The 23603-nt window shown below is 72.1% G+C and carries 25 protein-coding genes; 15 read left to right on the forward strand and 10 right to left on the reverse strand.

Features of this window, described 5'->3' with window-relative positions; translation table 11 throughout:
- Positions 1 to 11 precede the first annotated feature (11 nt).
- Together CF165_RS29555 and CF165_RS29560 are read left to right on the forward strand one after the other, a co-directional pair.
- Entirely contained in the window at positions 12 to 1334 is a 1323-nt protein-coding gene (locus CF165_RS29555) for an aminotransferase-like domain-containing protein (protein ID WP_167441599.1), read from the forward strand.
- 92 nt (positions 1335 to 1426) lie between these two features.
- Entirely contained in the window at positions 1427 to 2566 is a 1140-nt protein-coding gene (locus tag CF165_RS29560; protein WP_093950858.1) for an FAD-dependent oxidoreductase, read from the forward strand.
- Between the two features lies 1 nt (position 2567).
- On the opposite strand, the gene CF165_RS29565 is transcribed toward CF165_RS29560, so the two are convergent.
- The 3 genes from CF165_RS29565 to CF165_RS29575 all read right to left on the reverse strand — a co-directional run bounded on the left by CF165_RS29565 (position 2568) and on the right by CF165_RS29575 (position 6871).
- Positions 2568 to 4352: a hypothetical protein gene (locus CF165_RS29565; RefSeq protein WP_093950859.1), complete on the reverse strand. Its 1785-nt coding sequence runs from the start codon at positions 4350 to 4352 to the stop codon at positions 2568 to 2570.
- Between the two features lie 292 nt (positions 4353 to 4644).
- Positions 4645 to 6612 (reverse strand): SDR family oxidoreductase, encoded by a 1968-nt coding sequence (locus CF165_RS29570; RefSeq protein ID WP_093950860.1) that lies wholly within the window; start codon positions 6610 to 6612, stop codon positions 4645 to 4647.
- Positions 6613 to 6670: 58 nt separating this feature from the next.
- Complete coding sequence (locus tag CF165_RS29575; protein WP_013223722.1) at positions 6671 to 6871, reverse strand: hypothetical protein; 201 nt, start codon at positions 6869 to 6871, stop codon at positions 6671 to 6673.
- 206 nt (positions 6872 to 7077) lie between these two features.
- On the opposite strand from CF165_RS29575, the gene CF165_RS29580 reads away from it, so the two are divergent.
- Positions 7078 to 8301, forward strand: coding sequence for an NAD(P)/FAD-dependent oxidoreductase (locus CF165_RS29580; protein ID WP_093950861.1), 1224 nt, complete (start codon positions 7078 to 7080; stop codon positions 8299 to 8301).
- Here CF165_RS29580 and CF165_RS29585 read toward each other — a convergent pair.
- A complete protein-coding gene (locus CF165_RS29585) occupies positions 8294 to 9019 on the reverse strand; it encodes a MerR family transcriptional regulator (RefSeq protein ID WP_093950862.1) in 726 nt (241 codons plus the stop codon). The two genes, CF165_RS29580 and CF165_RS29585, sit on opposite strands and share 8 nt — an antisense overlap.
- 54 nt (positions 9020 to 9073) lie before the next feature.
- On the opposite strand from CF165_RS29585, the gene CF165_RS29590 reads away from it, so the two are divergent.
- Positions 9074 to 9328, forward strand: a complete 255-nt coding sequence (locus CF165_RS29590; protein WP_093950863.1) for a hypothetical protein — start codon at positions 9074 to 9076, stop codon at positions 9326 to 9328.
- Here CF165_RS29590 and CF165_RS29595 read toward each other — a convergent pair.
- Positions 9318 to 10523, reverse strand: coding sequence for a multidrug effflux MFS transporter (locus tag CF165_RS29595; RefSeq protein WP_093950864.1), 1206 nt, complete (start codon positions 10521 to 10523; stop codon positions 9318 to 9320). The genes CF165_RS29590 and CF165_RS29595 overlap by 11 nt on opposite strands.
- A 205-nt stretch (positions 10524 to 10728) precedes the next feature.
- Between CF165_RS29595 and CF165_RS29600 the strand changes: the two genes are divergently transcribed.
- The 6 genes from CF165_RS29600 to CF165_RS29625 are packed head-to-tail and all read left to right on the forward strand — an operon-like array spanning position 10729 to position 17242.
- Positions 10729 to 11583: a fumarylacetoacetate hydrolase family protein gene (locus tag CF165_RS29600; RefSeq protein WP_093950865.1), complete on the forward strand. Its 855-nt coding sequence runs from the start codon at positions 10729 to 10731 to the stop codon at positions 11581 to 11583.
- Positions 11584 to 11585: 2 nt separating this feature from the next.
- Complete coding sequence (locus CF165_RS29605; protein ID WP_093950866.1) at positions 11586 to 12890, forward strand: enolase C-terminal domain-like protein; 1305 nt, start codon at positions 11586 to 11588, stop codon at positions 12888 to 12890.
- Positions 12883 to 13629: an SDR family NAD(P)-dependent oxidoreductase gene (locus CF165_RS29610; RefSeq protein WP_093950867.1), complete on the forward strand. Its 747-nt coding sequence runs from the start codon at positions 12883 to 12885 to the stop codon at positions 13627 to 13629. The genes CF165_RS29605 and CF165_RS29610 overlap by 8 nt, the downstream gene beginning before the upstream one ends.
- Before the next feature lie 48 nt (positions 13630 to 13677).
- Positions 13678 to 14712, forward strand: coding sequence for a sugar ABC transporter substrate-binding protein (locus CF165_RS29615; RefSeq protein WP_093950868.1), 1035 nt, complete (start codon positions 13678 to 13680; stop codon positions 14710 to 14712).
- Positions 14709 to 16232, forward strand: coding sequence for a sugar ABC transporter ATP-binding protein (locus tag CF165_RS29620; RefSeq protein WP_093950869.1), 1524 nt, complete (start codon positions 14709 to 14711; stop codon positions 16230 to 16232). Before CF165_RS29615 ends, CF165_RS29620 begins: the two co-directional genes overlap by 4 nt.
- Entirely contained in the window at positions 16229 to 17242 is a 1014-nt protein-coding gene (locus CF165_RS29625; RefSeq protein ID WP_093950870.1) for an ABC transporter permease, read from the forward strand. Before CF165_RS29620 ends, CF165_RS29625 begins: the two co-directional genes overlap by 4 nt.
- A 116-nt stretch (positions 17243 to 17358) precedes the next feature.
- Here the strand turns inward: CF165_RS29625 and CF165_RS29630 are convergent, their stop codons facing one another.
- The gene (locus CF165_RS29630) at positions 17359 to 18081 is read right to left on the reverse strand and encodes a FadR/GntR family transcriptional regulator (RefSeq protein WP_093950871.1); all 723 of its coding nucleotides are present in this window, start codon (positions 18079 to 18081) and stop codon (positions 17359 to 17361) included.
- Between the two features lie 80 nt (positions 18082 to 18161).
- Between CF165_RS29630 and CF165_RS29635 the strand changes: the two genes are divergently transcribed.
- From CF165_RS29635 to CF165_RS29645, 3 genes are read left to right on the forward strand one after another with little or no spacing between them, the layout of a single operon-like run.
- The gene (locus tag CF165_RS29635) at positions 18162 to 18515 is read left to right on the forward strand and encodes an L-rhamnose mutarotase (protein ID WP_167441601.1); all 354 of its coding nucleotides are present in this window, start codon (positions 18162 to 18164) and stop codon (positions 18513 to 18515) included.
- Positions 18516 to 18520: 5 nt separating this feature from the next.
- Complete coding sequence (locus CF165_RS29640) at positions 18521 to 19489, forward strand: aldo/keto reductase (protein WP_093950872.1); 969 nt, start codon at positions 18521 to 18523, stop codon at positions 19487 to 19489.
- A complete protein-coding gene (locus CF165_RS29645) occupies positions 19486 to 20337 on the forward strand; it encodes an amidohydrolase family protein (RefSeq protein ID WP_093950873.1) in 852 nt (283 codons plus the stop codon). Before CF165_RS29640 ends, CF165_RS29645 begins: the two co-directional genes overlap by 4 nt.
- Before the next feature lie 46 nt (positions 20338 to 20383).
- Here the strand turns inward: CF165_RS29645 and shbA are convergent, their stop codons facing one another.
- The 4 genes from shbA to CF165_RS29665 all read right to left on the reverse strand — a co-directional run bounded on the left by shbA (position 20384) and on the right by CF165_RS29665 (position 22641).
- The gene (gene shbA / locus CF165_RS29650) at positions 20384 to 21040 is read right to left on the reverse strand and encodes an RNA polymerase sigma factor ShbA (RefSeq protein WP_240521851.1); all 657 of its coding nucleotides are present in this window, start codon (positions 21038 to 21040) and stop codon (positions 20384 to 20386) included.
- A gap of 254 nt (positions 21041 to 21294) precedes the next feature.
- A complete protein-coding gene (locus CF165_RS53670) occupies positions 21295 to 21726 on the reverse strand; it encodes a DUF202 domain-containing protein (protein ID WP_338023471.1) in 432 nt (143 codons plus the stop codon).
- Positions 21727 to 21781: 55 nt separating this feature from the next.
- Positions 21782 to 22150: a YidH family protein gene (locus tag CF165_RS29660; RefSeq protein WP_093950876.1), complete on the reverse strand. Its 369-nt coding sequence runs from the start codon at positions 22148 to 22150 to the stop codon at positions 21782 to 21784.
- Positions 22151 to 22161: 11 nt separating this feature from the next.
- On the reverse strand, positions 22162 to 22641 hold the full coding sequence (locus CF165_RS29665) for a GtrA family protein (RefSeq protein ID WP_093950877.1): 480 nt from the start codon (positions 22639 to 22641) through the stop codon (positions 22162 to 22164).
- 149 nt (positions 22642 to 22790) lie between these two features.
- On the opposite strand from CF165_RS29665, the gene CF165_RS29670 reads away from it, so the two are divergent.
- Together CF165_RS29670 and CF165_RS29675 are read left to right on the forward strand one after the other, a co-directional pair.
- Positions 22791 to 23201: a hypothetical protein gene (locus tag CF165_RS29670; RefSeq protein ID WP_093950878.1), complete on the forward strand. Its 411-nt coding sequence runs from the start codon at positions 22791 to 22793 to the stop codon at positions 23199 to 23201.
- A 77-nt stretch (positions 23202 to 23278) separates the two neighbouring features.
- Positions 23279 to 23572: an iron-sulfur cluster biosynthesis family protein gene (locus CF165_RS29675; protein WP_020644357.1), complete on the forward strand. Its 294-nt coding sequence runs from the start codon at positions 23279 to 23281 to the stop codon at positions 23570 to 23572.
- Positions 23573 to 23603 lie beyond the last annotated feature (31 nt).

The following is a 23603-nucleotide window of genomic DNA, read 5'->3' on the forward strand; positions in this document are numbered from 1 at the left end:
CGAAGGTGACCATGGACGACTACCGCGTCGTCGCGGACGCCCTCGCCGCCGACATCGAGGCCGGCCGCCTCCGGCCCGGCGACCGGCTGCCGCCGCAGCGCCGGTTCGCGCGGCAGCGCGGCATCGCGAACTCCACCGCCGCCCGCGTCTACGGCGAACTGGTCCGGCGCGGCCTGGCCGTCGGCGAAGTCGGCCGCGGCACGTTCGTCCGTGCCGCGAAGCCGCCGCCCGAACCGGCTCTCGCCGAGCCCGGCGACGCGCGCGTCGACCTCGAACTCAACTTCGCCGTCCTGCCGGGGGAGTCCGCGCGGCTGGCCCGCGCGCTGGAACCGTTGCTGCGCGAGGACGTCTTCACCGCGGCCCTGCACCCGATCGGCGCCGCGGGCACGCCGGTGGCCCGGACGGCGGCGGCCGCGCTGCTCGCCCGCGGCGGCTGGCGGCCGGACCCGGCGACGGTGCTGTTCACCGGCAACGGCAGGCAGGCCATCGCGGCCGCGATCGCCGCGTTCGTGCCGGTGGGGGAGCGGCTCGCGGTGGAGTCGCTGACGTATCCGGTGGTGAAGGCCCTGGCCGCGCGGCTCGGCGTGGAGCTCGTGCCGATCGAGACGGACGAGTCCGGCCTGGTGCCCGGGGCGCTGGCCGCGGCCGGGCCGGTGCGTGCGCTGTACGTCCAGCCGACCCTGCACAACCCGCTCGGCACGACGATGCCCCCGGCCCGCCGCGCCGCGCTCGCGGAGGTCGTCGCCCGCCTGGACCTGCCGGTGATCGAGGACGGCATCTACACGTTCCTGCGGGACGACGTCCGCCCCTTCGCCGCGTACGCGCCGGAGCGGACGGTGTTCGTCGACAGCCTGTCCAAGCGGGTCGCCCCCGGGCTGACGGCGGGGTTCCTGGTGCCGCCACCGGCGTGGACGGCCAGGCTCGCGTCGTCGGTGCGTTCGGGCGGCTGGGCCGCGTCGCGCTTCGCCGTCGAAGCGGCGACGCAGTGGATCGTGACCGGCACCCTCGCGGAAGTCGAAGCCGCCAAACGCCGTGACGCGGCCGCGCGGGCATCGCTGGTGGCGGAGAAGCTGCCGGGACTGCGCGGCGACGCGGCGTCCTACCACCGCTGGTGGGAGCTGCCGGAACGGTGGCGGGCGGAGATGTTCGTCGCGGCCGCGGCGCGCCGCGGGATCGCCCTGTCCCCGGCGGCGGCGTTCGCGGTGCTGCCGGGGCACGCGCCGAACGCGGTGCGGATCGCGGTTTCGGCTCCGCCCGTGGAAACGCTCTCCGCGGCGCTCGACGTCCTCGCCGGGCTGGCGAGCGGCAGCCCGGACGACCTGGTGGCCGACTGACAGCCGCCGCCAGGGCCGTGCCAGCGGCGTGTGCGTCCCGCGCCAGGACCCGCGGCCACCCTTCGGTTGTCACGCAATCGAAGGAGCGACGGATGCACACCCCGGTCACGATCATCGGCGCCGGCCTCGGCGGCCTCACCCTCGCCCGTGTCCTGCACGTCCACGGGATCCCGGCCACGGTCTACGAAGCCGAGCCGTCGCCGATGGCGCGGACGCAGGGTGGGATGCTCGACATCCACGACTACAACGGCCGGCTCGCCGTCGAGGCAGCCGGGCTCATGGACGAGTTCCGCGGCCTGGTCCTGGAAGGCAGGCAGGCGATGCGGATCCTCGACCGCAACGGCACCCTCCTGTTCGAGAAGACCGACGACGGCTCCGGCGGCCGTCCGGAGGTGCTGCGCGCCGACCTGCGGCGGATGCTGCTCGACGCGCTCCCGGAGGGCACTGTCCACTGGGGACGGAAGGCCACCGCGGCCCGCACGCTCGGCGACGGGCGCCACGAGGTGACCTTCGCCGACGGTGCGAGCGTCGTCACCGGCCTGCTGGCCGGGGCCGACGGGGCCTGGTCGAAGGTCCGGCCGCTGCTCACCGGCGCCACCCCCGAGTACGTCGGCGAAGCGTTCGTCGAGACCTACCTGTTCGACGCCGACACCCGGCACCCGGCCACCGCGGCCGCGGTCGGCGGCGGCTCGATGGCCGCCAACGGCGGAACGCCGCGCGAGGCGATCCACGCGCACCGGGAAAGCGGTGACACCCTGCACGCCTACGTGGCGCTCACCCGCCCGCTCGACTGGTTCGCCGCCATCGACTTCGCCGACCCCGCCGCGGCCGCGGCGCGGATCGCGGCGGAGTTCGACGGCTGGGCCCCGGAGCTCACCGCGCTGATCACCGCCGCCGACACCGCTCCGGTCCTGCGGCCGCACCACACCCTCCCGATCGGGCTCCGCTGGGACCGCGTGCCGGGCGTGACCCTCGTCGGCGACGCCGCCCACCTCACGGCGCCGAACGGCGAGGGCGCGAACTTGGCCATGCTCGACGGTGCCGAGCTCGGTCAGGCCCTCGCCGCGCACCCCGGCGACGTCGAGGCCGCACTCGTCGAGTACGAGGCGGCCATGTTCACCCGCGGCGCGAACCCGGTCGACGAGGCGGTCCTCCTCGAGAGCCTGTTCGGGGACGGCGAGGTCCCCCGGGAGCTGTTCGACCTGATGCAGGGCCGCGAGGAGGCTTCCTGAGTCAGGGGGCGTACTTGCCCACGAAGCTGCCGCACGTGACGACGCGGCCCGTGAGCCGGGCCTGGATCGCCTTGTCCAGCCCCAGGTATTCGAACACCGGCGTGTCGGCCGGGATCGACTCCGGGACCGGGCCGCCCGTCGCGAGCACCCGGTACGAGTCCGTCTGGAACAGGACCAGGTAGCCGCCTTCGCGGTTCAGCTCGTCCGCCGTCTCGAGCATGCGCTCGGGCGCGTCGCCGACGATCTCCAGCGGCAGCGGCCATTCGAGGGGGAACGGGTTGCGCAGGCCGAACGCGGGGTAGGCGAACGGGCTGTCCGGCAGGATCGCCGTCCGCGCGGCCGGGAAGCGGTCCAGGCAGTCGCGGATCTGCCGGACGAAGGTGAACGTCGACGGGTTCGTGCGGATGCCGGCCATCGCCGGGCTGACCGCGCCGAGGTCCTCGGTCAGCCGGTCGTGGCCGACGTCGAGGTAGGCCGCCTGGTCGTGGCGGGCCACGACGGCCCAGCCGCACACCGCCACCAAGGTCAGTCCGGCCGTCGCGGTCACCCAGGGCCGCGCCGGCCGGGGCCGCGCCGGCACCACCTGGCCGAGCAGCAGCAACGCCGTCAGCGCGAGCGTGCCGGTCAGCAGCGTCGGCGTGTCGTTGCCCCAGGACAGGCTGGTCATGAAGCCGGTGGCGAGGACGAGCAGCCCGGCCCACGGCACTTTCCGCCGTACGGCCGCGTTCACCGGCACGCTGACCGCGACGATCCACCACAGCACATCCGCCCACCGCGTGGAGCCGGTGAACCGGCCGTCGACGACGGTCCAGACGATCGTGGCCGCGCCGGCGAGCACCAGCACCCACGACGCCACCCGCCCGGCCGCGCCGAGCCGGTCGCCGGACAGCCGGACGGCCAGGAGCACCACGGCGATCGCGGCGAAGAAGCTCAGCCCGCGGACCGGCGCGTTGGTCAGCACCTCCGGGTCGTCGAGCCAGAGCCCGAGCAGCCGCTCGCCGTAGGCGGGCACGCCGCCGGTGAGCTGCTCGACCATCTCCGTGAAGCCGCCGCCGAGGCTCACCCACGCCACGTACGCCAGCCCGGGCGCGCCGAGCGCGAGGAGGTCGAGGACCAGCCGCAGCGCGCGTCGCGTGCCCGCCCGCGTCGCCGGATGCAGCAGCAGCCAGACGAGGCCGATCACCGCGGCCGGCGCGAAGCTCTGCTTGACCAACACCGCGCTGCCGAGCAGCACCAGCCCGCCGCGGCGGGCGAGCGCGTGGCCGCCGCGCAGGCCGGTGTCCAGTGCCCAGGCACCGCAGGCGGTCAGCGCGATGCCGTCGATGGTGTGCCAGGCCATCAGCGGGAAGGCGTTGAGGTTGATCAGCGACGCCGCCGCGACCATCGCCGTCAGGCCCGGGCCCCAGTCCAGCACCCGGCGGCGTGTGACGAGCGTGGCGAACGCGATCGTCGCCACGATGATCTCGATCATGGCCAGGAAGCTCGACCCGAAGAACAGGGGCATCGGGAGCGCGTAGTCGGCGACGTGCAGCACGGCGGACCCGAGCGGGCGGGCGGAGATGATGTCGGCGTGCGGGACTTCGCCGTGCAGTACCCGCCACGCCTGGGCGAGGATGAACCCCTGGTCCGACGGGTGGAAGCCCCAGCGGCCGACGCGGAGCTCGGTGGCCAGCGCGAGCAGCAGCACCCAGCAGGCGTGCCCGCTCCAGCGCAGCAATGGCCTCGCCGGTTTCGCGGGAGCCGGGTCGGGTGCGGCGGCGGTGCGCGCAGGAATCGCCACGTCCACGCCCGTCCGCCTTCCGCTCTCGATCACACCAGGGACGCGATGGTAGCGGCCGGACCGATCACCGGCGCGAAGCGCACCGCCGCTCGTGATCGGTCCGGCCGGACTTGCCGTCACCCGGCTGTGTGCCGGGCGGTGCCGATCTCGGCCGTTTCGTCGGCCACGGCGCGTTGTTCCCCAGTGGTTTCCGGCATTCCGAACTCCCCAGTTCACGCCCGTACGCGGTGTACGGGACTCGCGCGAGGGTAGAAGTACCGGTGGCCGAGTGCCAGCGTTTCGGCGGAATTCGCGGCGATCAAGCGCGACGACGCCAGAACAGGCGGGTCACCGCCGCCGCGACCGACGCCGGCGCGGGCGGGCGGGGCAGGCCGCGGGTCTCCGGCGCGGACTCGGGCATCGCCCGGTAGGCGAGGTGCGCGGCGAAGCGGGCGAGCCGCGGCACCGCGAGCGTCGCCAGCTCGGCGGCGCGGCCTTCGGGCAGGCTGAGGATCTCCGGCCGCTCCTCGCACGCCTTCACCACGAGCGCGGCCGCGCGTTCCGGGCTGCTCGAGGGGATGCCGCGGTACCCGGACGGCGTGATCATCGGCGTCCGCACCAGCGGCATCCGCACCGACGTGAACGTGATGCCGTCCGAGAGCGTCTCGCGCCCGGCCGTCAGCCCGAACTCCTCCAGGGCCGCCTTCGAAGCCAGATACGCGGAGAAGCGCGGGGTGTCGGTCTGCAGGCCCTGGGTCGTGACGTTGACGACGTGGCCGAACCGCCGCGCGGCCATCGACGGCAGGAAGCCGAGGATCAGCCGCACCGGGCCGAAGTAGTTGATCGCCATCGTGCGTTCGAAGTCGTGGAACCTTTCGGTGGAGAGCGAAACGGAACGGCGGATCGACCGGCCGGCGTTGTTCACCAGGACGTCGACCGCGCCGTGCTCGCCGAGCACGTCCTTGACGAGCGCGTCGACGGCGTCGCCGTCGGTCAGGTCGCACGGGTACGCCGCGGCGGTGCCGCCGGCCGCGATGATCTCGCGCCGCACCTCGTCCAGCTCGCCGGCGCGGCGGGCCACGAGGATCACCTTCGCCCCCTTGCGCGCCACGGCGAGCGCCGACGCCCGGCCGATCCCCGACGACGCGCCGGTGACGAGCACCGTGCGCCCGGCGAGGCCGTGCCCGCGACGCGCGCGGTCGGGATCGAGGTGGGCCTGCCAGTACCGGTACAGCGGCGCCGCGTAGTCCCGCAGCTCCGGCAGCTCGATGCCGCTGCCGAACAACGCCGTCCTGGTACGCGCGGTGTCGAAGTCGACGTCCATGGTCAGGTGCGGCAGGACTGCCAGGGGGATGCCCAGTTCTTCCAGCACGGCGGCGCGCGTGGCCCGGCCGCCCGGCAAACGATCGACGCTCTTCGCGGCCGCGTGCGCGAGGCCGGCGCCCACCCGGCGTACCGCGCCGGGGAGCGTGGCCCGGATCGACGGCGCGCCCGCGGCGCGCGCGAAGGCGTTGTAGACGGAGTTGAGCGACTGCGGGTGCGCGGCGGCGAGGTGGTACGTCGTCCCGGACGGCGCGTCCCGGTGCATCAGGTGTTCCATCGCCTCGACGACGTAGTCGACCGGCACCAGGTTCGTCGCCCCGAGGCCGGGCGCGGCCAGCGGGAGCCGCCGGGGCAGCGCGGCCAGCCGGGAGAGGGCGGGGAGGAAGTAGTAGGGCCCGTCGATCTTGTCCATTTCGCCGGTGCGCGAGTCGCCGACGACCGCGGAGGGCCGGTAGACGCGGTAGGGCAGCGCCTGTTCGCGGACGAGCTTTTCGGCCTGGAACTTCGTCGCGTGGTACGGCGAGCCGAAGCGCTGGCCGAGGTCGAAGTCGGTCTCGGTGAACCGCCCGGCGTGGTCGCCCGCGACGGCGATCGAGGACACGTGGTGCACCAGCCCGGCCCGCGCGGCGGCGGCGAAGGCGAGCAGGTGGCGGGTGCCCTCGACGTTGGCGCGCCGGTTGGCCTCTTCGCCGGCGGTGAGGTCGTAGACCGCGCCCAGGTGGACGACGTGGTCGAGGTGGGGGAGCCCGGCGGGGTCGGCGCCGAGGCGGGGTTCGGTGAGGTCGCCGGTCACCGGGTGCAGCTTGTCCGCGCCCGGCCAGTCCCGGGCCAGGGTGGCCAGGCGGTCGCGGGAAGCGTAGCGCACCAGCGCGTACACCGCGGACGTCTCCGGCCGCCGCACCAGGCGGGCGACCAGGCGTTTTCCGAGGAATCCCGTCGCGCCCGTCACGAAGTAGGTCGTCATGGCCGGTCCCTTCCGTCGGGCCCGACTCTAACCTACTGAAAAGTAGGAACGGTAGTTGTCAGCTTTCTTCCTCATCGGCCGTCGCCACGACGGCGTCGCGCAGGGCGGCCCGCAGCCGTCCGACGTCGAGCGGCCCGAGCACCGCCGCTTCGCCCGGCGGCGCGACCAGCACCACCTTGTCGTTGCTGACGAACACCGTCACGTCCCTGCGCCTGCCGGCCAGATCCCGGCAGCCGATCGACCACTCGCCCCGACTCATGGTCGCCGCCTCCGATTCCTTCGTCGTGATCGTGCTCCGTGCGAGGGTGGGAGCGGCCTCTGGCGGCGCTATGACGCGCGTTCACCCGATCTGCCTACTCGCGGGTTTTCTCTTGCGCTTCGCGGATTTCCGGCGTATTCCCCGGTCGTGGCGCGGCCGGTTCGGGAGTACCGTCCGCACCGACTCGTCGTCGTGGGAGGTCTGGGATGTCGGAGCCGCGGAAGATCGTCGTCGTCGGTGCGGGCCTCGGCGGGGCGTCGGCCGCCGCCGCTCTGCGCGAACGCGGCTACACCGGCGAAGTCCTGCTGATGGGCTCCGATCCGCGCCGCCCGTACGAGCTGCCGCCGCTGTCGAAAGGCGTGCTGCTGGGCAACACCGACGAGCCCGACTGGGTGCACGAGGAGAAGTACTACGGCGAGCACGACATCCGGTTCACCCCGGGCGTCACGGCCACCCGGATCGAACTCGGCGCGCGCCTGGTGCTGGACGACGCGGGCGGCGAGCACCGCTTCGACCGGCTGGTGCTGGCGACCGGCTCCCGGCCGCGCACCCTGCCGGTCCCAGGCGGCGACCTCCCCGGGCTGTACACACTGCGCACCCTCGACGACTCGCTCAAGCTGCGGTCGGCGTTCACCGCGGCGGAGCGAGTGGTGATCGTCGGCGCCGGCTGGATCGGCTCGGAGGCCGCCGCGGCGGCACGGACGCACCACGCGGACGTGACGGTCGTCGACCCGGTGCGGGTGCCGCTGGCCAACGTCGTCGGCGAGACGGTCGGTGGCGTGTTCCGGGACCTGCACGCGGAAAAGGGCGTCCACTGGCGCCTGGGCGAGCAGGTCGCGGAGATCACGGGCGGCCCGGACGGCGTCCGCGGCGTCCGGCTCGCCGGGGGCGAGGAGCTGACGGCGGACGTGGTCCTGATCGCGGTCGGCGCGGCACCCCGGGTGGAGCTGGCCCACGCGGCGGGCCTGGAGCTGTCGGACGACGGCGGGGTGGCGGTGGACGCGAGCCTGCGCACGGCGGCCCCGGACGTGTACGCGGTAGGCGACATCGCCGCCCACTTCCACCCGCGCTACGGCCGCCGGATCCGCGTGGAGCACTGGGCGAACGCGAAGGACCAGGGCGCGCACGTGGCGCGGAACCTGCTGGGCGAGAACGAACCGTTCCTCGCCTCGCCGTACTTCTTCACCGACCAGTACGACCTGGGCTGCGAGTACCGCGGCCTGGCGGACCCGGCGTCGGACGACCTAGTAGTCCGCGGGGACCTGGCGTCCCGGGAGTTCACGGCGTTCTGGCTGCGCGAGGGCCGCGTGGCGGCGGCGATGAACGTGAACATGTGGGACGACGGGGACGCGCTGGGCGCCTTGGTGGACGGCCGCGCGACGGTGACGGCGGAACAGCTCAAGACGGCGGATCTGGCGTCGCTCACCTGACGCCCAGGCGTGCCCGGAGGAGGCCGTCGAGCCGCCGCCAGGCCGGGGAAGACGCGTTGACCGCGCCCTGCACCAGCGCCGGGATCGCCGAACCCCGTTCGTACTCGGGCAGATCCGCGCCATAACGCGCGCGGGTCGCCGAGACGATCTTCGCGGCCAGGGCGTCGACGCGCGGGTCGTGCGGGTCGAGGTCGTGCACCCGGTCGTACTCCAGCACCAGCGGGCGCAGCGCCGGGTCGGCCAGCATCGCGGCCTGGTCCTCGAAGGAGACGCGGGCCGTCTCCGGGTGGACGGCGAACACCAGGGTCCACAGGTCGTTCTGCAGCTCCACCCAGCGTTCGCTGAACCCCAGGCCGGGCAGCTGGCCGAGGAAGGTCGTCACCTCGGGCGGCAACGTCGAAAGGTGCCCGTCGGCGAGCCGACGGAGCCGTTCCTGGGTGGCTCGGAGGCCCCCGATCCGGGCGGTGAGGTCGGCGTCGATCTGCCGGAGCGCCGGACCGAGCCCGTCGCCCGCGCGGAGTTCGCGGATGCGGGCCAGCGGGACGCCGGCTTCGGCGAGCGTCCGGATCTTGATCAGCTCGACCGCGTCGGACGCGCGGTACCGGCGGTAGCCCGAAGCGTCGCGCTCCGGCTCGGGGAGCAGCCCCTTGGCGTGGTAGACGCGGATCGCCTTGGTCGTCACCCCGACGTACCCGGCGAGCTGTCCGATGGTGAGCACCCGGCCATCCTCGCACTTGACCTTGCCCCAGGGGCAAGGTCGCATCCTGGCGGCATGACCGACCACGAAACCCTGCGCGCGCTGGCCGACGAGGGCAACGAGACCGCGCTCGACCGGCTGGCCGACCTCGCCGACGCCCGCGGGGACGCCGAGGAGCTGAGCGAACTGCTGGACGAAGGCAGCGACCGCGCCGGCGAGCTGCTCACCCGGCGCGCGGTCGCCGCGAAGGACCTGCTGGAGCTTCAGCGCATCGCGGACGCCGGGCACGACGCCGCCGGTGACGAGCTGGAACGTCTGCTCAAGGAGTGACTTCGCGCGTCAGCGCCAGGAAAGCCGCCAGCGCCAGCACCGCGAACCCCGCCATGGTCGCCGCCATCGGCACCGCCGTTCCGGGGCCGCCGAGTCCCACCAACGGCGTCGCCGCCGCGCCCACCACGAACTGCAGCACTCCCAGCAAGGCCGATGCCGCCCCGGCCGACCGCGCATGCGACGCCAGGGCGAGTGAACTCGCGTTCGGCATCACCAGGCCGATGCTCGACACCAGCAGGAACAGCGACACCAGCAATACCGCAAGCGGCGCCCGGAGCAACACCGAAACCAGCACCGAAGCCCCGCCGAGCACGCCCAGCAGCAAGCCGGAAAGAAGCAGAACGCGCTCGGGAACCCGTCCCACCAGGCGGCCGTTGAGCTGGCCCGCGAGCACGATGCCGACGCCGTTGGCCCCGAACACCACGCTGTACGCCTGGGGACTGAGGCCGTACACCCCCTGCAGCGCGAACGAGGACCCCGAGATGTAGGCGAACATCGACGCGAACAGCAGGCCCGACGCCAGCGCGTAGCCCGCGAACGACCGGTCCAGCGCCAGCCGCCCGTAGGTCCGCATCACCTGGCCGAGCCCGGCGGGGGTGCGAAGAACAGAAGGTTCCGGCAGGAAGAAGGCCACCACGGCCAGCAGCAGCGCCCCGAACGCCGTCAGCACGACGAACACCCCGCGCCAGGACGTCCAGTTCAGCAGCTGGCCGCCGATCAGCGGGGCCAGGATCGGGGCCAGGCCGCTGACCAGCATCAACGTCGAGAAGAACTTCGTCATCGCCGTGCCGGAGAACAGGTCGCGGACCGTCGCCCGGGCGATCACGATGCCCGCCGCCGCGCCGAGGGACTGCACGAAACGCGCCGCGACCAGCAGCCAGGCGTCGGGGCTGACCGCGCACAGCACCGAGCCCACGACGTACAGCGCGAGCCCCACCAGCAGCGGGCGGCGACGGCCGAAAGTGTCCGACAGCGGTCCCAGCACGAGCTGGCCCAGCGCCAGCCCCACGATGAACGCGCTGAGCGTCAGCTGGACGGTGGTGTCCGCGGCGTGCAGGTCCTGCGCCATCCGCGGCAGCGCCGGCAGGTACATGTCGATCGACAGCGGCCCGAAGGCCGTGAGCCCACCCAGGACGAGGACGAACTTCAGCTGCGCCCGCCTGCCCGGGGCGGTAGGTTCCGCCGTGGTGGTCATCCGCGTCCTCCTGTCCCTGATCCGGACCAGCGACCCGGCCGCCGGGGCTATTCCGCCTGTGATCAGTCACACGCTGTGTTCGCCGGAGCGATGAACCGCGACTGATCCGATCAATTTTGCGACCGATTCGGCTACGGGTCTGGATCGGTGGTCACGACTGCGATATACATCGGATGTCTGGTCGGTGTGGGTGAAGGGAATATCCGTGCAGCTTGTGCGCCTCGGGGAGCCGGGAAGTGAGCGTCCGTTCGTGCGTGCCGACGACGGCACGACCTACGAGCTGGGCGGCCTGACCGCCGACATCGACGGCGGCTTCCTCGCCGCGGACGGCGTCGCACGCGCGGCCGCCGCGCTCGCCGCCGGGGAGCTGCCGAAGGCCCCGGAAACGGATCTGCGCGTCGGCGCGCCCATCGCCCAGCCCGGCAAGGTCGTCTGCATCGGCCTCAACTACCGGCGCCACGCCGAAGAGACGAACGCGCCGATCCCGGCCGAACCGGTCGTGTTCATGAAGGCGCCGGACGTCGTGGTCGGCCCGGCCGACGACGTCCTCATCCCGCGCAAGTCGGTCAGCACCGACTGGGAGGTCGAGCTCGGCGTCGTCATCGGCAAGACCGCGCGCTACCTCGAAAGCGTGGACGAAGCCCTGGACCACGTCGCCGGGTACGTCGTCTCGAACGACGTCTCCGAGCGTGAGTTCCAGCTGCACCGCGGCGGCCAGTGGGACAAGGGCAAGTCCTGCGAGAACTTCAACCCCCTCGGGCCGGCCCTGATCCCGGCGAGCGAGGTGCCCGACCCGCAGGACCTCGGCCTGCGGCTGTGGGTCAACGGCGAGAAGAAGCAGGATTCGACCACCAAGGACATGATCTTCACCGTGGCCGAGATCATCCATTACCTGAGCCAGGTGATGGTGTTGCGGCCCGGCGACCTGATCAACACCGGCACCCCCGAAGGCGTCGCGCTCGGGCAGCCCGACCCCAAGCCCTACTTGCGCGACGGCGACGTCGTCGAGCTGGAGATCGACGGCCTCGGACGGCAGCGCCAGACCGCGAGGCAGGCCTGACCATGGCGAAGATCATCGGCATGGAGGTGCTGGACGTCCGGTTCCCCACCTCCCGGGAGCTGGACGGCTCGGACGCCATGAACCCCGACCCGGACTACTCCGCCGCCTACGTCGTGCTCCACGCCGACGGCGGCCCGGACGGCTACGGGCTCGCGTTCACCATCGGCCGCGGCAACGACGTCCAGGCCGCCGCGATCCGCGCGCTCGCGCCGCACGTCGTCGGCCGGGAGATCCCGGAGGACGCGGCCGCGCTCGGCGACCTGTCGCGCACCCTCGTCGGCGACTCGCAGTTCCGCTGGCTGGGCCCGGAAAAGGGCGTGGCGCACATGGCGGTCGGCGCGGTGGTCAACGCCGCCTGGGACCTCGCCGCGCGCTGCGCCAACCTCCCGGTCTGGAAGTTCGCGGCCCGCATGACGCCCGAAGACCTGGTCAGTCTCGTGGACTTCCGGTACCTGAGCGACGCGCTCACCGAAGCCGAGGCTCTCGACATCCTGCGGCGCGCGGAACCGGGGCGCGCCGAACGCGTCGCGCAGCTGGAAGCGAACGGCTACCGCGCCTACAGCACGTCACCCGGCTGGCTCGGGTACGCGGACGCGAAGCTCGTCCGGCTGGCCGAACAAGCCGTCGCGGACGGCTTCGAGATGATCAAGCTCAAGGTCGGCGGCAACCTCGAGGACGACGTCCGGCGCATGAAGCTCGCCCGCGAAACCGTCGGCCCGGACGTCCGGGTCGCCGTCGACGCCAACCAGCGCTGGGACGTCTCGGCCGCGGTCACCTGGATGACCGCGCTGGCGCCGTTCGACCCGTACTGGATCGAGGAGCCGACCTCGCCGGACGACATCCTCGGGCACGCGGCGATCGCGAAAGCGCTCGCGCCGATCAAGATCGCCACCGGCGAGCACGTCCAGAACCGCGTGGTCTTCAAGCAGCTGCTGCAGGCCGACGCGATTTCGGTGCTGCAGCTGGACGCCGCCCGTGTCGGCGGGTTCAACGAGAACCTCGCGATCCTGTTGCTGGCGGCCAAGTTCGGCGTGCCGGTGTGCCCGCACGCCGGCGGCGTCGGCCTCTGCGAGCTGGTCCGGCACCTGTCGATGTTCGACTTCGTGGCGGTGTCCGGCACGGACAAGGATCGCTCGATCGAGTGGGTCGACCACCTGCACGAGCACTTCACCGACCCGGCCGTCGTCGAACGCGGCCGGTACCTCGCCCCGACCGCCCCCGGGTTTTCCGCGCGCATGCACGACGCCACGCTGCGCCGGTTCCGGTTCCCGGACGGTCCCGAGTGGACGGAGACCGCAAGTGAGTGAATTCGAGGGCCTGGTGGCCGCCGTCACCGGAGGCGCCTCGGGCATCGGCAAGGCGGTCGCCACCCTGCTGGCCGAACGCGGCGCGCAGGTGGCGGTGCTGGACCTGAAACCGGACGATGACGGCTTCCGCTGTGACGTCAGCTCGGATGACGAAGTGCGTTCAGCCGTCGACGCCGTCGTAGAACGCTTCGGGCGCCTCGACATCCTGGTCAACAACGCCGGCATCGGCGCGCAGGGCGACGTCACCGCCAACGGCGACGACGAATGGCACCGCGTGTTCGACGTCAACGTCGTCGGCATGGTCCGGCTCGCGCGCGCCGCGCTGCCGCACCTCAAGAACTCGCCGTCCGCGGCGATCGTCAACACCTGCTCCATCGCGGCCTGGGCGGGCCTGCCCAGCCGCGCGCTCTATTCGGCCAGCAAGGGCGCGGTGCTCTCGCTGACCCTGGCCATGGCGACCGACCACCTGCCCGACCGGATCCGCGTCAACTGCGTGTGCCCCGGAACGGCGGACACCCCCTGGGTGGGCCGGCTGCTCGACGCCGCCGAAGACCCGGCGGCCGAACGCGCGGCCCTCGCGGCGCGCCAGCCGATGGGCCGGCTGGTCACCGCCGAAGAGGTCGCGAACGCCATCGTCTACCTCGCCAGTCCCCTCTCCGCCTCGACCACCGGCACCGCGCTCGCGGTCGACGGTGGCATGTACGGCCTGCGTCCTCGCGGCCCCGTTCACCACGACTAGAAGACTTCTTTCCCCGCCGTCATCAAGGAGGATGCTGTGCGCACAAGGGTGATCCAGGTGGCCGCCACGGCCGCCGTCTGCGGCCTGGTGCTGGCCGCCTGCGGGTCCACTAAGGACAACGCGTCGGCGCCGGCGGCAGGCGGTGGCAACGCCGGCGGCAAGGTCGGCGCGACGCTGCCCCTGCTGACCTCGCCGTTCTGGCAGGCCTACAACAACTACGTGCCCAAGATGGCCAAGGAGGAGGGCGTCGACGTCCTCCCGACGGTCAACGCCGACAGCGACCCCGCGAAGCTGATCACCGACATCGGCACCTTCCTCAACCAGGGCGTCAAGGGCCTGGTCGTGACGCCGCTGGACTCGGCCGCCATCGTCGCCGGGCTCAAGCAGGCGGAGAACAAGGGCGTGCCGGTCGTCGCGGTCGACGTCGCTCCCGAGAGCGGCAAGGTCGCCATGGTCGTCCGGGCCGACAACAAGGCCTACGGCACGAAGGCCTGCGACGCGATCGGCGAGAAGGTCAAGTCCGGCAAGGTCGTGCAGATCATGGGCGACCTCGCGTCGGTCAACGGCCGCGACCGCTCGGAAGCCTTCCGCGACTGCATGAAGTCCAAGTACCCCGGCATCCAGGTGCTGGAGATCCCGGCCGAGTGGAAGGCCGACAAGGCGTCCTCCGGGCTGGACAGCATGCTGACCGCGAACCCCGACATCAAGGGCGTCTACATGCAGGCCGGCGGCGTCTACCTGGCCCCGACCGAGCAGGCGCTCAAGCGCAAGAACCTGTTCTTCCCGGTCGGGGACCCGAAGCACATCGTGCTCGTGTCCAACGACGGCATCCCGCAGGAGCTGGCCGCGATCCGCGCCGGCGAACTGGACGCCACCGTCTCCCAGCCGGCCGACGCGTACGCGAAGTACGGCCTGTACTGGCTGAAGAAGGCCATGGCGGGCGAGACGTTCAAGCCCGGCCCGACCGACCACGACAGCACCATCGTCGAGATCAGCCCCGGCATCCTCGAGGACCAGCTGCCCGCGCCCGTCATCACCAAGGCCAACGTGGACGACAAGGCCCTCTGGGGGAACAACCTGTGACCGCGCTGCCCGCCGGCGAACCCGCCGTCCCGGTGGTCAGCGCCGTAGGAGTCGGAAAGCGCTACGGCCCGACCGTGGCGCTGCACGACGTCAGTCTCACCGTGCACCCCGGCGAGTCGCACGCGCTCGTCGGGCGCAACGGGGCCGGCAAGTCGACGCTCGTCACCATCCTCACCGGGCTGTCCGCCACGGACACCGGGCACGTCGAGTTCGGCGGCGAGCCGGCCCCGCCACTGTCCAAACAGGACGACTGGAAGGCGCGCGTCGCCTGCGTCTACCAGCACGCGATGGTCGTCCCGCAGCTCACCGTGGCCGAGAACCTGTTCCTCAACCGCCAGGCCGGCGGCGGGTTCTCGATCGGCTGGAAATCCTTGCGGCGCAAGGCCCGCGAACTGCTCGACTCGTGGGACGTCCACGTCGACGTCGACACCCCCGCCGGGGAGCTGTCGGTGGAGGACCGGCAGTTCGTCGAGATCGCCCGCGCGCTGTCCTACGGCGCCCGGTTCATCGTCCTCGACGAGCCGACCGCGCAGCTGGACAGCCAGGCCATCGAGCGGCTCTTCGAACGGATGCGCCAGATGCAGGCGGGCGGGGTGACGTTCCTGTTCATCTCGCACCACCTGCACGAGGTCTACGAGGTGTGCCAGGCCGTCACCGTGCTCCGGGACGCGAAGCACATCCTCACCGCGCCGGTGGCGGAGGTCGGCAAGGCCGAGCTGGTCGACGCGATGACGGGCGAGCCCGGCGGCCTGTCCGTCCGTGACGCCGCGACGCGGGAGTCCCTCGAAGCGGACGCTCCGGAGATCCTCGCGGTCGACGGGCTGTCCGGCGACAGCTTCCGCGACGTCTCCTTCCGCCTGCGCCGAGGGGAGGTCGTCGGGCTGGCGGGCAGCAACGCCAGCGGAAAACACCAGGTCGCCGAGACGGTCTACGGCCTGCGGACGCCGTCCGCGGGCACGATCCGCGTCGACGGCGTCCCGCTGCCGCCGGGTGACATCCCGGCGGCGCTGCGGGCCGGGATCGGCTGCGTGCCCCGCGACCGGCACCACGAAGGCCTGGTGCTGGCGCACTCGATCGCCGACAACGCCACGATGTCCATTTTGGACAAACTGGGCCGCGGCGGGATCGCGTCACCGCGTACCCGGTTCGCGCGGGCGTCGCAGGCCCTCTCCGACTACGACATCGTGGCCGCGAGTGCCGAGCAGCCGGTGTCGGACCTGTCCGGCGGCAACCAGCAGAAGGTCGTGCTGGCCCGGGCACTGATCGGCGACCCGCGCGTGGTCGTGCTGATCAACCCGACCGCCGGCGTGGACGTGAAGTCGAAGGAGGCGCTGCTCGCGGTCGTGGACCGCGTGCGCGCCGAAGGCAAGGCGGTGCTGATCGTCAGCGACGAGCTCGACGACCTGCGCCTGAGCGACCGGGTCCTGGTGCTGCGCGCCGGGGCCGTCGTCGCCGAACACCAGGCCGGGTGGTCCGACGGTGACCTCGTGGCCGACATCGAAGGAGTCGAGCTTTCGTGACCGACGTGATGACCTCTCCGCAGACGGAGCTGCCCGCGCCACCCCGGCGCCGCAAAGCCGTCTGGCTGCGTGAACTCGCGCTGTTGCCCGCGCTGGTCGTGGTGTTCCTCATCGGCGGCCTGGTCGACGACACCTTCGTCGGCTGGAGCAACATCGTCAGCATCCTGACCGCGTCGGCGGCGCTGTCGCTGGTCGTGCTCGGCGAGTCGCTGGTGCTGATCACCGGCAAGTTCGACCTGTCGCTGGAATCGACGATGGGCCTGGCGCCGGCGCTCGGCGCGATGGTCGTCATCCCGGCGGCGTCGGCGGGCTTCGGCGTCGAACTGCCGGCGGCGATCGGGCTGCTGGTGATCCCGCTGTGCGGCGCGCTCGTCGGGTTCGTCAACGGCTTCCTGATCGTGAAGCTGAAGCTGAACGCCTTCATCGTCACGCTCGCCATGCTCACCGTCCTGCGCGGGGTGCAGGTCGGCTCGACCAAGGGCAAGACGCTGTTCAACCTGCCCGACTCGTTCACCAACCTGGCGACGACGACGTTCCTCGGGCTGCCGATGTCGGTGTGGCTGGCGGCGCTGCTGTTCGCGGTCGCCGGCTGGGTGCTGCGCTACCACCGCGTCGGCCGCGCGCTGTATGCGATCGGCGGCAACCGCGAAGCCGCCCGGGCCGCCGGTGTGCGCGTCGACCGGATCGCGTGGGCGGTGTTCGTGGTCGCCGGGATCCTCGCCGCGATCGGCGGGCTCGCGTACACGGGTTACGTCGGGGCCTTGGGCGCGAACCAGGGTTCCGGCATGATCCTGCAGGTGTTCGCGGCGGCGGTGATCGGTGGCGTCTCGCTCGACGGCGGCAAGGGCACCCTGGTCGGCGCCCTGACCGGTGTCCTGCTGCTGTCGTCGGTGTCGAGCCTGCTCAACTACGCGCACGTCACGGCGGAGTGGCAGGGGGCGATCTACGGCGCCATCATCCTGGTCGCGCTGATCATCGCCCGCTACGCCGGCGGCAAACCCCAAACCTGACCCGCGCCCACCCCGTGATCATCCGACGTTCCGAGTCTGCCGCGGCGGGTCGTGAGTGAGAAACAGTGTTCTAACACTGTTTCTCACTCACGACCGCGGGGAAGGTGGGTGTGGTGCTACGAGGCTTCGGCGGTGGATTCGTCGGTCGCCGTCGGGTCGTCCGCGGTGCCGAGGGCGTTGCGCAGCCACTGCTCCACGCCCGCGACGTGCACCGTCGCCCACGAGCGCGCCAGCTCCGGCTCGCGCGCGGCGATGGCCTCGTAGATCGCCGTGTGCTGCTCGCGGGTCTTCGCGACCGCGCCCTCCTGGGTGAGGCCGCGCCAGATGCGGGCGCGGGCGGTCGGCCCGGAGAGGCTGTCCAGCAGCGAACACAGCACGGGGTTGCCGGAGCCGTCGGCGATCTTGCGGTGGAACTGCAGGTCGTTGGCCACGAGCGCCTCGACGGTCGGCGAGTCCTCCAGCTCGCCGAGCAGCGTGCCCAGCTCGGCGATGTCGTCGTCGCTCATGTGCAGCGCGGCCAGCGCGGTCGCCGCGGGCTCGAGGATCCGCCGCACGGCGAGGAAGTCGAGGACGGTGTCGTCGCGGTGGAAGTCGACCACGAACGTCATCGCGTCGAGCAGCAGGTTCGGCTCGAGGCTGGTGACGTACGTGCCGTCGCCCTGGCGGACGTCGAGCACCCTGATCAGGCACAACGCCTTCACGGCCTCCCGCAGGGAGCTGCGCGAAAGCCCGAGCCGCTGGGCCAGCTCGGCCTCCTTCGGCAGCCGGTCGCCCGGCGCCAGCTCGCCGGAGATGATCATGTCCTTGATCTTGTCGATCGCGACATCGGTGACGGGCATCGGGTGCGCCCTCCCTGCAGCAGACCTCGGATGTTTCGGTGTTGCTCCCCAGCGTGCCATGTCCCGGCGAAGGAGTGGTGATGACCCACCAGGCCCAACCTCACAGTGTCTCCAAAAGAGTGGTGGCTCTGCACACGAAGCTCAAGCCCGGCAAGGAGGCCGAGTACGAGTCCGTCCACGCGGTCATCCCGCCCGAGCTGGACACCGCGCTGCGCGAAGCCGGTGTCCACAGCTGGCGGATCTGGCGTAACGGTCTCGACCTCTTCCACGTCCTCGAAGTCGACGACTACGCGGCGATGCGCGCGGCTTTGCGGGACCATCCCGCAAACGTGCCGTGGCAGGCGAGAATGGCAGAGCTGCTGGCCGTCGAGGACGACTACTCCGGCGACGACACCGGCATCGGACTGGTCTGGGAACTTCCGGTGAAGGAGTGACGGCGTTGGAACTCTCCCTGTCCCCCCTGGGGCTCGGCTGCGCGCAGCTGGGCAACCTCTACCACGCGATCAGCGACGAGACCGCCGCGGCGACCGTGCGGCGCGCGTGGGACGAGGGCGTCCGCTACTTCGACACCGCGCCGCACTACGGCCTCGGCCTGTCGGAGACCCGGCTCGGCTCGGCGCTGCGCTCGTTCCCGCGTGCCGAGTTCGTGCTGTCCACGAAGGTCGGGCGCGTGCTGGAGCCGAACCCGGGCGGCGCCGGCGAGCGGGACGACCAGGGGTTCGCGGTTCCCGCCGCGTACAAGCGCCGCTGGGACTTCACCCGCGACGGTGTGCTGCGGTCGCTGGAGGACAGCCTGACGAGGCTGGGCCTCGACCGCGTCGACATCGTGTACGTCCACGATCCCGACGAACACTTCGACGAAGCCCTGCGCGGTGCCTTCCCGGCCCTGCGCGACCTGCGGGAGCAGGGCGTGATCGGCGCCTTCGGGGCCGGGATGAACCAGACGGCGATGCTCACCGAGTTCGTCCGCCGCACCGACCTGGACGTCCTGCTGGTGGCCGGCCGGTACACGCTGCTCGACCAGCCGGCGCTGGACGAGCTGTTCCCGCTGTGCGCCGAGCGCGGCGTCAAGGTGGTGGCCGGCGGCGCGTACAACGGTGGCATCCTGGCCACGGCCGAGCCGGGCCGCGTCTACGACTACGCCGAGGCGCCGCCGGAGCTGGTCGAACGGGCCGGGCGGATCGCGGCGATCTGCGCACGGCACGGCGTCGAGCTGCCGGAGGCGGCGCTGGCCCTGCCGATCGCGCACCCCGCGGTGGCGTCGGTGGTCGTCGGCGCGCACGATCCGGACCAGGTGAGCGTCAACGCGCGGCGGGCCCGGGCCGTGGTCCCGCTCCAGCTCTGGAAGGAACTGATCGACGCGGGGTTGCTGCGCGCCGACGTCGTCATCGCCGGAGGAGCCTCGTGATCGACGCGCACCACCACCTGTGGGACCCCACGCGGCGCGAGTACCCCTGGATGGCGGGGGAGGCCCTCGACCCGATCCGCCGCCCGTACACGGTGGACGACCTGCGCGCGGTGACGAAGGCGGCCGGCGTGCACGCGACGGTCCTGGTGCAGACGGTGTCGTCGGAGGAGGAGACGGCCGAGTTCCTCGCGACGGCGGTGGCGGAGCCGGTGATCGCGGGCGTGGTCGGCTGGGTGGACCTGGCCGCGCCGGACCTCGCGGACCGCCTGGCCGCTCTCCGCGGTCCCTTGGTGGGCATCCGGCACCAGGTGGAGAACGAACCGGACGACGACTGGCTGCTGCGCCCGGAAATCGTGGCCGGGCTGAGCACGGTGGCGTCGGCGGGGCTGGCGTACGACCTGCTGGTCCGCCCGGCGCAGCTGCCCGCGGCGACCGAGGTGGCGCTGCGGCTGCCGGAGCTGCGGCTGGTCCTCGACCACGCGGCGAAGCCGCCGATCGCCGCGGGCGGCTGGGAGCCGTGGGCGTCCGGGGTGACCGCGCTGGCCGCGCGCGAGAACGTCGTGTGCAAGCTGTCCGGGCTGGTCACCGAGGCGGACTGGACGGCGTGGGAGGTCGGGCACCTGCGCCGGTACACCGACCACGTGCTGGAGGTGTTCGGCCCGGAGCGCCTGCTGTTCGGCTCGGACTGGCCGGTGTGCGAGCTGGCCGCGTCCTACGAGGTGGTGCTCGACGCGGCCGTCGCGCTGACCGGTTCGCTGTCGGACGCCGAACGGCTGGCCGTCTTCGAGCACAACGCCCGCCGGACCTACGGCTTGGATGCGGACGGGGACCCGTCCTCCAGGGGGTAAAAGAGGGGTCCCCGCCCGCCGCTGGGGCGGTCTGTCAGAGCTGTCGTCAGAACTCGTCGACGCTGATCATGCCGCGCAGCCGGGTCAGCGCCCGGTGCTGCGTCACCCGCACGTTGCCCGGGGAGATGCCGAGCGCCTCGGCGGTCTCGGTGGCCGAGAAGCCGACCGCGATGCGCAGGGTGAGGATCTCCTGCTGCACCCGGGGCAGCGACGCGAGCAGCTTGCCCAGGCGGGCGCCGAGGTCGAGGTGCAGCGCGTGGGTCTCGGGCTCGTTGCCGGCGAGCAGCGGGCGCTCCGGGAGCTCGGGGACGGGCTCGGAGCGGTCGCGGGCGACGGCGCGGTAGGCGTCGGCGACCTTGTTCGCGGCGATCGCGTGGACGAGGTAGAGGAAGGAGCCGCCGCGGTCCTGGTAGTCGGGGAGTGCCTTGAGCACGGCGAGGCAGACTTCCTGCGCGACATCGTCGGCCGACAGGTAGGACAGGTCCCGGCCGCCCATCCGGGCCCGGCAGTAGCGGACCACCACCGGCTCGATCATCTGGAGCAGGGAGTGGATGGCGGCCGGGTTGCCCTCGCCCGCGTCCTTGACGAGGGGGTCGAGGTCCTCCTTGGTGAGCCGCCCGCTGGGCCGGGGCAATGACTCCGGAGTGCGATAATCGCGATCGACGGAAGTGGATTCTTCGGTGGTCCTCGGCGGTGCTGTCATGAGTCGTCTCCCCGGCCGACCCTCGACCGTCGCTGCCGGGGGTTCAACACTCCGTAACTGTTCCATCGCAGATACTCCGAGAGATCTCGGCTGATCTGCGCTCCGTGCGACGCTGGGTAATCGTAAGCACCTCGTGCCGGGTCAGTCCAGATTTCAACGACCAATACCCCGTTAGCAGGAGCGACCGTGACGTTACCGCGACCCTGCCGTGCACATTGCGATTAATCGCTTTCAGGATGTGCCGAGTTCACCCGTCAGGGGAAGACGGCCACGGAAGCGGCGGTCACGGTCACGGCCAGCGACGCGATCGCGGGCAGTATCGGGCTCATGGCCACCGGGCGACCGGTCCGCAAGGCCCGTTCGCGGCGGACCGCGACCGCTGCGAGCAGCGCAGATGTGCTCGCGGAGAGCAGGACTGGTACGAAAGCAGCACCCCAATGGCGCTGGGCTGCGGAATGCAGAAGAAGTACGGTGCAGGCAGCGGAGGCCAGTGCGGTTCGCCGCCAGGCGAGCCCAGTGCGCTCGGCTTGGGCCCCGGCGGGCGCGGTCACGACCGGCTCCCCGAGTCGATGACGGTACTTCTGACGTGGCGATAATCGCGAAGAAGCGGTATTCGGCGACGGCGAGGCCGATCGGCAGGGTTGCTCCGTGCGGCCCCTCCCCGGGCGGGGGAGGCGGTCCGACATCGCCGGGCAGCCGTCGCGGTGTGTGCGGTCCGTGTGCGTCCGGGCCCGGAAACGGTCACGAAACCACCAGCAGCACGGCCGCGGCGACGATCAGAATCAGCAGCCCGCCGGTCAGCACCAGGATCATCAGGCTCCGCGGCAACGGCTCCCCGGCCCGCATCGCGATCTGCACCCGCCGCCAGCGCGGGTACGCGGTCGCGGCGAGGACCGCGGCCAGTCCGACGCACAACGCGGCGAGCACGGCGCTCGCCGCGGCCGGCGACGGCACCAGCTGGTGCACTGCCACGCCGCCCGCGAGCAGGCCCAGCGCGGTCCGCAGCCAGGCGAGGAAGGTGCGTTCGTTCGCCAGCGTGAAGCGGTAGTCCGGTTCGCTGCCGCCCGCGTGGGGCTTGATGTCGTCCGGGTCGGTGTCGTGCGGGGCCACGTCCGCAGACGCTAGCCGGTGTGCGCGGCCGTGGCCGGTTCGGCGCGGTGCGCGAACACCCACCACCGCAGCACGGCGAACCGCACGAACCCGCCGACCAGGCTGGCCAGCAGGAGCGTGCCGGTCTCCTCCCACGACGTCGGCCGGTCGACGACCGCGTCGAGGAGTGCCAGCACGGCCGAGCCGTACCCGGCGTAGAAGGCGAAGGTGAGCGCGTCCTGGAGGTGCCGCTTCCCGGCGTTGCTGGGCCGCCCGGCGAAGGTGACCCGGCGGTGGAACTCGGTGTTGCCGACCGTGGTGACCGCGATCGCGACCAGGTTCGCCACCTGGGAACCGAGCTCGTCGCGCAGCAGGAGGAACAGGACGGCTTGGACGCCGGTCGTCACCACGCCGGCGACGGCGTACCACGCGGCGTGCGTGCCGAGCTCGTGATGCCGGTCCGGGTCGGTGGCGAGCAGCCGGTGGTCCGGTGCGCACCTGGTGGTGGCCATGATCCCAACCTACCCTGCGTTCACAAACTTGTGAATGTGTTAAACCGGTTGAAGAAATGTGATTCCCGCGACACCGCGGGGGTTTCGGTGCCCCGGCCCCGCGGGTAGCTCACCGGGGATGACACTTCCGACGCGCCAGGAGACAGCCCGTGAGTGACCGAGACTCGGCCGAATCGCAAAGCCTGAGCCCCAGCGAGGCGCTGGACGAGGACGACCTGCGCGTGGATCCGCTGGAAGAGGGCATCGAGCCGCCCGAGCACTGGAGTGCCGCGAACCGCTACGGCACCACGCCCAGCGAGGTCCGCGAAGGCGAGCCGATCCGGGAGCGCCTGGCCGAAGAGGAGCCGGACACCGAGCCGGAGCCGGTCCCGGAGCGCCCGCTGGCGGCGACCCCGGCGGCCGAGCTCGACGAGACGATCGAAGACGCGCCACCGGACTTCGAGCCGGTGGTCCCGGACGACGACGTGCCGCACCGCCACGCCGACCCCGATCCGGGCGAGCGGGCGGACTACGCCGGCGGATCGGTGGCGGACGCCATTCGCGCGGCCCGCCGCGGCTGATCCGCTCAGACTGCACGTCCGTTCGGACGCCCCTAGCGTGGGGCGTGCATCGGACCGCGACGAAGGGAAGGCCGTAGATGCTGACCGTGACCGAAGCCGCCGCCGAGGCGATCACCGCACTGACCAGCCAAGGGGAGGGCGACGCCGGGCTCCGCCTGGCCGTCCAGAACGCCGACGGCGAAAGCGCCCAGCTGGCGCTGTCGGTCGCCCCCGAACCGGCGGAGGGTGACAGCGTGCTGGGCGCCGAAGAGGGGCCGAAGGTGTTCCTCGAACCCCAGGCGGCGGCGCTGCTCGACGACAAGGTGCTCGACGTCCAGGAGGACGAAGCCGGCGGAGTCGCCTTCGCCGTGCTGCCGCAGCACACGAGCTGACCGCGGCGGACGGGCTGGGCGAGGCGTAAAG

Source organism: Amycolatopsis vastitatis (genome assembly GCF_002234595.1).
Lineage (GTDB): Bacteria > Actinomycetota > Actinomycetes > Mycobacteriales > Pseudonocardiaceae > Amycolatopsis > Amycolatopsis vastitatis.